2 protein-coding genes are annotated in these 833 nt (G+C 36.5%); both read right to left on the reverse strand.

Going from position 1 to position 833, the window contains the following annotated elements; all coding sequences use genetic code 11:
• Window positions 1-136 precede the first annotated feature (136 nt).
• Window positions 137-409 (reverse strand): helix-turn-helix transcriptional regulator, encoded by a 273-nt coding sequence (locus FC99_RS02730; protein WP_048732634.1) that lies wholly within the window; start codon window positions 407-409, stop codon window positions 137-139.
• The gene (locus FC99_RS02735) at window positions 399-728 is read right to left on the reverse strand and encodes a type II toxin-antitoxin system RelE/ParE family toxin (protein ID WP_048732636.1); all 330 of its coding nucleotides are present in this window, start codon (window positions 726-728) and stop codon (window positions 399-401) included. Before FC99_RS02735 ends, FC99_RS02730 begins: the two co-directional genes overlap by 11 nt.
• Window positions 729-833: the final 105 nt, after the last annotated feature.

Raw genomic sequence — 833 nt, forward strand, 5'->3', positions numbered from 1 at the left:
GTGTATTTATTTTGGTCTAAATTCTAAGTGGCTAACTTGATTATAAAATTCGCCAACAAAGTATTTTCACTTTATTTTAAAAAGTAAAGGTGTTTTTAGATTGGGAGTTTGGGAATTTTTCAGATCACTACTTAAATCATTCCACTGCTTCCTGTTGCAGCCTCTGATACTGCTTATCGTAGCGTAGCCAAAAATCAGCTGGAACTTTCAAAATCGGTTCTAATCGTTGCGCAAACCGAAGAGTAATTGGTGTCTTCCCTTTTAGTACAGCCTTCACATAGTCAACCGATTCATGAGTCTCTTGTGCCAGAGTTTCCGGTGACATCTCTAAATACCGGAGTGCGTCGACGATACTTTCTCCGGGCGCAACTGGACGGCTTAGTTCAAACTCTACTTGTTTATTTATCATGATAATCACTAATCTCCTTAATCAGAATTTTTACAACATTGGCTTTAACTAGTGTTGCAACTCCACCCTGATTCAAGCCCTTAAAAATCATTCTGACGTTTTTGGTCACATTAACTGCATAACAGCCTCTGAAATTTCCAACCAAAAGATGTAATCGTGATGGTGGAAAGTTTGAAATTTCACTTAAGTTATTAGCTACTTGTAGCTCTGACAATCTTAAATAAATTCCATTTGACACCAAGCTACCATACACACGTATACGTTTAGACGTATTTGTAATTCGTTTTTCCAATCGATAGGTTTCAAAAATAATTTGCACTGGACTTTTCTCCAAACTAATTTAATCGAAATAGTGTTTACTATTCCTATATACCCGGATTATTCATCAACAAGATTTCTCACCAAAATAGGTAGGCCTGAATCG

Origin of the sequence: Levilactobacillus koreensis JCM 16448, from assembly GCF_001435525.1 — a bacterium.
Lineage (GTDB): Bacteria > Bacillota > Bacilli > Lactobacillales > Lactobacillaceae > Levilactobacillus > Levilactobacillus koreensis.

Coding starts and splice junctions, on each gene's coding strand:
- FC99_RS02730 (WP_048732634.1), bottom strand. CDS start 409: ATGATAAATAAACAAGTAGAGTTTGAACTAAGCCGTCCAGTTGCGCCC.